Here is a 7,651-nt window from a genome sequence, read left to right as displayed (position 1 = left end):
ATCGCAACGCGCCGAGCGAGCCCAACACGCTGGGGCTGCCGGGCTACGGCCTGCCGCATACGACCCAGGTGAAGCTCTGGTTCGATTCGTTCTTCAACGACAACTACCTACTGGCTATTCCGAAGGACGGCGCTGAGTATGCAGACTTCAGCTACGAGGCCTCGTTCAAGCCCTGGGGAGGCGCCTTCGGCAGCTACGCGGGTCTCGCATTCCGTTACACCGATCCGCAGAACTACTACGTGCTGGTGGCCGCCTGTCCCAAGGATACGCTGACGCTTTACCGGATGAGCGGCGGGCGGCTGAACGTGATCAAAGAGGTTCCGGCTGAGCTCGAGCGCGGACGCTGGTACAATATGAAAGTGGATGCGAGCGGCGGCCACTTCGTTGCCTATCTCGACGGCAAACAGGTGCTCGACGCAAACGACGGTTCGATCCCCAAGGGACGCATCGGCGTGTGGTCGCAGAACGACTCGCGCGTGAGTTTCGACAATATCAAAGTGACTCCGGCAGGGTCCGCTTCTTCGCCCTCGACCTGAACCGCGGACGGCCGCAACTTACCGGGCGCAGCGAATTGCACGCTCTCGCAGTGCGCCATAAGCGTGACAGAAATGGTTGAGCCTGCTCAGGATCAGTCCCGCGTCTGGCAGGAGCCGCACGTGCCGGAGGCTCTCGGCAAGATCGGGTTTATAACTTCGGTGCTGTACGGGATTGGCGTGAGCCTCGGGCTTGCGCTGCTGTGGTTCATGGAGATCATGCGCAACGCCTATTTCCATATGCTCGACCGGCTCAACGTGAAGCCGCGCCGGCGCAGCGCGAGCGCGTTCCCGCCCGGGCAGCCGCGCAAGCGTCCCCAGCCGCCCGGTCCGAACTGATCGCGCCGCGCGCTTTAGACAAAAGGGATGGGGGCCTTGTCCGGCGCGGCTCAATCGGGACGCGGCTTGATCGTCCGTTCGGACCGCTTGCCGGCGCCGCGGCGCGCGCTGGTGAACGGCTGGATCACTCCGGGCGCTTCCTTTTGCGCCGCCTCCTTCACTTCGTCAAGCAGGTGTCCCAGGTAGCGCGCGAGATTATCGTCGAGGACGCGCACCAGCGCGTCGGTCTGGGCGGCTTGCGTGATTTTTAGAAACCCGTCGAGGCGATGGCCGCTGTCGTGCTGGCGAATCAGGCGCGCGATGGCGTCGTGCGAGAGCGCCTCTAGCGTGGCCCTGAGCGCGCCCCGTATCTGCTCGAAAACTTCGTCAAGCGCGGCCGAGGGCATGGCCGCACCTAGCACGAAACCGCATCGCGGACAGCGCGGCTCGAGATCGAGCGCGATCGGCGCGGCGATCGCGCATGGCGCGAGACCGTACCGCAACTCCTCAAGGCGCATCCCGAGCGCGTCTCCGGCAGGTGCGCCCAGCGCGGCGATCGAGTTGAGCCTCCGCAGCGCGGCGAAATGCTCGCGCGCCTCGCCAAGCTCGATCACGAAGCGCTCGCTCTCGCGGCGCCAGCGCTCGTGCGCAGCCTGGTAGAGCTGGATATAGCTCCACTTGAATTTCTGAAAGCGTATTTCGAGCGCGTCGTAGCCGCGCGCATCCCATCGCGGCACCGCGCTCTCCATCGCCACGAGCACAAGCTGACACTCAACCTGCGCCGCGGCGATCGCCTTGTCCGCAGCGGACCCGTCGCCCCGCGCGTCCGCCGTGTCGCCTGCGATATGTCCCGCGGTGCCGGGCATCAGCGCGGTGGCCCGCAGATATTCGCGCATCGAGCGCATGCGGGGCGCCGCCGCCGCCGCTGCGGCAAGCGCTTCGTAGGCCGCAATCGCGCGTTCCGTATGCGCGCGCGATCGCTCGTCGGCCGCCAGCTCGATCAGCGCACCGGGACCGGCCTCTGCGAGCGCGATGAAATCGTCGATGGTCTGCCGATGCTCCGGCGAAAGCTCCGTGCGGAATTCGCGATACGCTCCTTCGAGCGCCGCGCCGACGCGATGAGCCGCTTCGACCGCCCGCGCCATCGCGTCGCTCGCGCGCCTTAGCCGGGCCCGTACGTCGGCCAGTTCGGCCGCTTCGCTCAACGTCGCGTCGAAGAGCTGAAGAAGAGGGAGCGCGCGATTGAAGGCGGCGACTTCAGGCGCTCTCGCGGCGCGCGGATTGCACCTCGCCTCACGCCCGTCGAACGCGATTACGCCGCCGGTGCGGTCCGCAGCGCCTGCAGCTGCGCGGCGACCGCCGCACCGGCCGCCGAAGCAGGGCCGCGGCGCTGGTAGCGATCTGGCAGACGCGAGCGCAACTCGCCAAGCGACAGCGTTCTCTCGCCGCCGCCGAGCCGCGCCAGCATCAGCGCGTCGACGATTGCGCGCGCGCATCCGCGCTCCTCCATCGCATGGGCGGCGCCATGCGCAATCCGGAGCGCTGCGCATCCGGCCTCGCCCAGCCGCTCGTCCGCCCGCTTCGCCACTGGCGCGGCCTTCATCAACTCGACCGCAAGCAGCGGCCGGAGCCGGCTTTCGGCAACGTTTTCGCAAAAGGCCGCAAGCGCCGCGGCCGCGAGTTTCGCGAGCGCCGCCACGCTCGCCGTTTCGCCGGCGAGATCGCTCAGGGTTTCGATCGCCCGGGAATCGAACGGGCAGATTGCGCGCGGGTCGAAGCGGCCCGTATCGCGGCCGTCATACAAGGCCACTGCGGCGGCCTCGTCTATCACGCGGCGCGCCCGCGCGAGCGCGGCCAGCATCCGCTCCCGACCGTCAGCCGGCGCAACTTCGAGCGCCACCGCGCTTGCCGGGGCCCGGCTCCGCGCGGCGACGTACACGTTGAAGGCGACATCGCGGCTGCGCGCGGCCACGCGCGCGAGCTCCGCAAAATACCCGTCCCATGCGGCGGCGTCGCCCGCGCCGAAATCGATCGCGACAACGATCGCGCGTATCCCGACGCGATAGGCCTGCTCGAAGGCGACCCCGAGCGCCTCGCCGCCGTGCAGCCGTCGCCACAGCATCGCACCCGCGTCGCCCCCGCCGATCTCGCGTGCGAGCGACTCGAACATCCGCTGCTCGAGGTCGTATGCTCTGGCGTGCGCTCCGAGCGCGAGCCTGATGATCGCGCGCCGGCCTTTTTTTGTCGCCGCGCGCTCCTCGAGCGCCATCACGTAGTTCAGAAAATGAGTCTTGCCCACGCCCGCCGGGCCGCTTACCCACAAAACCCGGCTGACGTTCGAGGTCTGGCTCGCGCTTATCGCACCCCACGCACGGGTCGCCGCTTCGGTCAGCAAATAAAAATCGACAACGCCCGCGCTGGGCGCGGCTTCGAGCGCAATTCGATCCGCCACTGGTGGTCCGAACTCGATCAGAGTGGCGAGGGAGCCCGGAAGATCGCCGGGCTGCGGAGCGCGTTCGGTCGCCGCCATGACGCACTTTTAACATGGTAGCGCGGCGCGCGCCTTTATGGCTGCGAAGGAATCAGTCAGGATTCACACGCGCGCGGCGAGCGCGCATATCGTATGCACGAGGCGTGCGGCGCTCAGACCACGCCTTCGGCGCGCAACCGCTCGAGCTCTGCCGCGTCGATTCCAACACCCGCCAGCACTTCCGCGGTGTGTTCGCCCAGAACCGGGGGCCGCATCCGCGTACGCTCGGGCCTCGGCGACCCCGAAAGCTTGATCGGCAACCCGGTCACCTTGATCGCGCCGCGCGCCGGAAATTCGCTGTCGAGCAGCATGCCGCGCCGTGCGACTTCGGGGTCGGCGGTCAACTCCTCGATCGTGCGCACCGGGGCGGACGGCACGCCCGCCGCAATCAGGGCCGCGATAAGCTCGTCGCGACGCCGTTCGCGCGTCCATCGAGCGACCGCGCTATCGACCTCCTCGACGTTCGCAAGCCGCATTGCGTGATTCCTGAACCGCTCCTCGGCGATCATCTCGTCACGGCCCATCAGCCGCGCGAGCGCGCGCCAATGCGGCTCGGTGAGGCAAAAGATCAGAATCTCGCCGTCGGCGGCGGGATAGACGTCGGACGGGCAGGCGTTGCGATGGCGATTGCCGAGACGCTCGGACTTGCGCGCCTGCAATTGCTCGGCGATTAGCCCGGTCAGCGCGGGCACGCACACATCGAGCATCGCGACTTCGACCTTTTGTCCGCGTCCGCTGCGCTCGCGCTGCAGCAGCGCGGCCAGAATTCCGCTCACCAGGTGGCTGCCGGTGCCCATGTCGATAAAGGTGGCCTGAGTTCTCACGCCGCTGCGATCGGGATAGCCGGTGACGCTCATCAGGCCCGAGCTTGCCTGCACCGTGGAGTCCATCGCGCCCAGGCGCGCCCACGGACCGTCGCTCGCATAGCCCTTGGCGCTGGCATAGATAAGGCGCGGAAACCGGCTGCGCAGGTCTTCGTAGCCGAGTCCGAAGGACTCCATCACGCCTGCCGAGTAGTTTTCGACCAGCACGTCGCCGCGTTCGAGGAGCCTGAGAATAATCTCGCGGCCGCGGCGATGCTTCAGGTTGAGCGTCACCGAACGCTTGTTGGCGTTGAGCATCAGAAAGGAATAGCCGACGCCGCTCTGCGACGACTCGGCGCGCCGCAGATTCTCGCCCGCGCCGGGCGGTTCGATCTTGATGATCTCGGCGCCCATCTGGGCGAGCTGCAGGGTGCAGTAAGGCGCGGCGAAAATCTGGCCCAGGTCGATTACGCGTATTCCCTCAAGCGGCAAGCCCATCGAGGTCTTCTCTCCCCTCTCCTCGCAGCGCGGCCGGCCCACGCTCAGCGCAGCAGGTTGCGCGCGATCACCATCCGATGCACTTCCGAGGGGCCTTCGCCGATCCGTCGGATGCGGGCCTCGCGGTACCATCGCTCGAGCGGAAACTCCTTGCTCACGCCGTAGCCGCCATGGATCTGCACCGCGCGATCGATCACGCGGCCGAGCGCCTCGCTCGAATAGAGCTTAGCGACCGACGCTTCCATCCGCGCGTCCTCGCCGCGATCGGCCTTCGACGCGCCGTCCCAGGTGAGCCACCGCGCCGCGCGCAGTTCGACCTCGGAATCGGCCAGCATCCATTGGATCGCCTGGCGGCGCGCCAGCAACTCGCCGAAAGTCTTGCGCTGCTTGGCATGTGCGATCGCCATCCTGAGCGCTGCGACGCCGACACCCACGTTGCACGCCGAGTAGGGAAAGCGCAGGCGCGTCAACAAATCGAGACAGAGCGTCAGGCCCCCGCCCTCGGGGCCGAGGCGCTGCGCCGCCGGCAGCGTGCAATCCTCGAAATGCACCTCGCACGGCAGCGCCGCCGTGCGCAGCGTCTTGAAGGGCCGTGCGGCGAAGCCGGGCGTGTTCTTCTCGACGATGAACGCGGTGATGCCCGCGCGGCCGGCGCCGGGATCGGTGCGCGTGAACACCACCCCCCATTCGGCCTCGTGCGCGTGCGAGGTGAAAATCTTGGTGCCGTTCAGGAGGTAGGTGTCGCCCTTGCGCACCGCGCGGCACTGGATCGCGCCGGCAGGATCCGATCCCCCTGAAGGCTCGGTGATTGAAAAGAATGTGTGGTAACCGTTCCTGATCGTGGGAATGGCGTATTTCTGGATCTGTTCTTCGGTGCCGGCCCAGATGACCGGGGGCGGCGTGCGCCCGAACACTCCTCCACCCGGGTTGTAGAGGCCCATACGATGCTGCGCCATCTCTTCCATCAGCACGCAAATCTCGAAGGTGCCGAGTCCGCCGCCGCCGTATTGGGTCGGCACGCCCATGCACCAGAGGCCCGCGGCCTGGGTCTTGCGCGCGAGCGCGCGGAAATCCTCCTCGGGAATCTCGGCCGCGTCAGGATCGAGGCGCTCTTCGATAGGGATGATCTCGTCGCGGATGATGCGCCTTACCTGGTCGCGCAGCGCGGTCAATTCTTCGGACAGGACGAACCCGTTATTGCCTTTTTCCATCCAGGGCATAGCCTCCCGGTGTGTTCCAACGCGCGCGGCGTCTGTCAGTCGAGCCGGCGCTTCAGTTTTTCGAGCCAGATTTCGTGGAGCCGCTCCAAATCATGGGTGCCCCAGGTACCCTTGCGCACAGAATCGATTTCCCAGACATGGCGGATCGCACGGTCGACCCTCTCGATTGCCTGCGCGCCCGTCGCGCGGCGCTCCGCGCCGGTCAGCGTCCGCGCCTTTAGCCACCCGGCCATGCCTTCCAGCGTCTCAGCGCTGTATTCCCATAAATCGCGCTCCGCGCCAACCTCCACTCTCGCTGTCGCATCGGCCGGCGCACCCGCCGCTCCCGAGACTATCGCCTGTGCCGCGGCCACCCCGATGCGCATCTGCGCTGCCGCCTCGAGCAGGCGCGCTCGCCTCTCGGCCGCTCCCGCGGGTTCTGCGGGTGGAAGCATGACGTCGCCGTACGTGAGCGCCAACGCCGAAGCCCGCGCTACCGCGCTATAGGCCTGCGCCATCGCCGCTCCGCATCCGGGATGCCGCGCCGCCGCGGTCTCGTCCAGGGCCGCGCCGGAATCGATGCCCAGGAAGCACGTCGCGCGCGCGAAGGTCTCGAGGTTGACCGGATAGGCGAGCGCGCTGAACGCGCCGAATGTCAGGCACGAGATGCTACGCAGGCCCATCCGATGATACGCGTTAAGGTCGCGCACGACCGTTGACGGCATCCCAAAACCCATCCCGCCGAACAAAATCGCGTCGGCGTAGTACTCGAAGACGTGACCGCGCCCGTCGAACAAATCCAGGTAACGTTCGAGCGACTCCCGGTAAAGCGGATTCACCGTGCAGGCCGGATCGTCGATCGCGTGACGATAGCATCGTTCGCGCGGCGCCCATTCGAACCATACATTGTCGAGCGGACGCAGCGCGGGATCCGGCTCCAGCGTGTCGTGGTAAGCGAGATAGGCGGCAGGCGGCGCGGACTCGCCTTCGCCCGCGAGCGCTGCCGCGACTTCGTTCACCACCCTCATATATTGAAGCTGCGGCGACATCGCTGCACATCCGCCGCAGCGGCACCACGCTCCGCCCCGCACGTCCGCACCCCAGATATGCAGTATCGCCATCTCGGGGTTCTGACGCACCATGTCGACCGCGCCCGCGCGCACCAACTCGAGCGCCCCGCCGCTCGACACACACAGGTTGCCGCGCTCTGTCCTTCGCCCGTCGTCTCCACAGGGAAAATACTCGGGATGCGCCGCGAACTGGTCGCGCGGAAGCAAAAGCGGCAGCATATGGCCGCCATACCCAGGCTCGATGCCGCGCATGGCGAGCATTGGCGCGACTTCGTCGATCTTGAGCCGCGTGTCCTGCCCGTGGCGGATATATTCGAACGCGTTGATGCCTCGATGCCCCATCCACGCGGCGAAGTCGCGATCGTGTGCGAGATGCGTCTGAAGCCGCGCAGGGTCCTCGTAGTGCCAGGTCATGATGTCCGAGGCGAAGGCGCGCCTGCTGAAGGCCGGCGTGACGCGGTACGGCCCGAGCGCCTCGAGTTGGGCCCACACGACGCGCGGCAGCGCGGGTGCGCGGCCGAGCGCGAAACGCGCGCCGAGGCGCCCGAGCAGGTCGTACGCGCCGTGGAGCACGGCGCGCGCCGAGGCGCCTGCGACGACGAGCGCATCGCCGCGCCTGCCGGCGCCTTCGGCGCCGGCAGGCGCGGCGATGCGCTGCAGCGCGAAGCTGTCGTCGGGGAGCGCCGCGCGCGAGCGCGCG

7 protein-coding genes are annotated in these 7,651 nt (G+C 67.6%); 2 read left to right on the top strand and 5 right to left on the bottom strand.

Annotation, left to right across the window (positions count from 1 at the left end; genetic code table 11):
• Both VMI09_06680 and VMI09_06675 read left to right on the top strand, forming a co-directional pair.
• Nucleotides 1-536 (top strand): family 16 glycoside hydrolase (locus VMI09_06680; protein ID HTQ24365.1); only part of this gene is annotated, 536 nt, incomplete at its 5' end.
• A 72-nt stretch (nucleotides 537-608) separates the two neighbouring features.
• On the top strand, nucleotides 609-872 hold the full coding sequence (locus VMI09_06675) for a hypothetical protein (GenBank protein ID HTQ24364.1): 264 nt from the start codon (nucleotides 609-611) through the stop codon (nucleotides 870-872).
• Nucleotides 873-922: 50 nt separating this feature from the next.
• Here the strand turns inward: VMI09_06675 and VMI09_06670 are convergent, their stop codons facing one another.
• The 5 genes from VMI09_06670 to VMI09_06650 form a co-directional block, all read right to left on the bottom strand.
• Entirely contained in the window at nucleotides 923-2,056 is a 1,134-nt protein-coding gene (locus tag VMI09_06670; protein ID HTQ24363.1) for a hypothetical protein, read from the bottom strand.
• Nucleotides 2,057-2,163: 107 nt separating this feature from the next.
• Nucleotides 2,164-3,381 (bottom strand): hypothetical protein, encoded by a 1,218-nt coding sequence (locus VMI09_06665; GenBank protein ID HTQ24362.1) that lies wholly within the window; start codon nucleotides 3,379-3,381, stop codon nucleotides 2,164-2,166.
• Nucleotides 3,382-3,494: 113 nt separating this feature from the next.
• A complete protein-coding gene (locus VMI09_06660; GenBank protein ID HTQ24361.1) occupies nucleotides 3,495-4,682 on the bottom strand; it encodes a CoA transferase in 1,188 nt (395 codons plus the stop codon).
• Between the two features lie 44 nt (nucleotides 4,683-4,726).
• Nucleotides 4,727-5,893, bottom strand: coding sequence for an acyl-CoA dehydrogenase family protein (locus VMI09_06655; protein ID HTQ24360.1), 1,167 nt, complete (start codon nucleotides 5,891-5,893; stop codon nucleotides 4,727-4,729).
• A 44-nt stretch (nucleotides 5,894-5,937) separates the two neighbouring features.
• A partial coding sequence (locus tag VMI09_06650) for a DUF4838 domain-containing protein (protein HTQ24359.1) occupies nucleotides 5,938-7,651 on the bottom strand: 1,714 nt, incomplete at its 5' end.

The sequence above is a fragment of the Candidatus Binataceae bacterium genome (assembly GCA_035500095.1).
GTDB lineage: Bacteria > Desulfobacterota > Binatia > Binatales > Binataceae > JAKAVN01.
The sequence above is the reverse complement of the archived record's forward strand: the minus strand, read 5'-3'. Positions and strand labels throughout refer to the sequence as shown.

Bases quoted from the DNA above. Each gene is read 5' to 3' on its own strand.
- VMI09_06655 (HTQ24360.1), bottom strand. From the start codon at position 5,893: ATGGAAAAAGGCAATAACGGGTTCGTCCTGTCCGAAGAATTGACCGCG.
- VMI09_06660 (HTQ24361.1), bottom strand. From the start codon at position 4,682: ATGGGCTTGCCGCTTGAGGGAATACGCGTAATCGACCTGGGCCAGATT.
- VMI09_06665 (HTQ24362.1), bottom strand. From the start codon at position 3,381: ATGGCGGCGACCGAACGCGCTCCGCAGCCCGGCGATCTTCCGGGCTCC.
- VMI09_06675 (HTQ24364.1), top strand. From the start codon at position 609: ATGGTTGAGCCTGCTCAGGATCAGTCCCGCGTCTGGCAGGAGCCGCAC.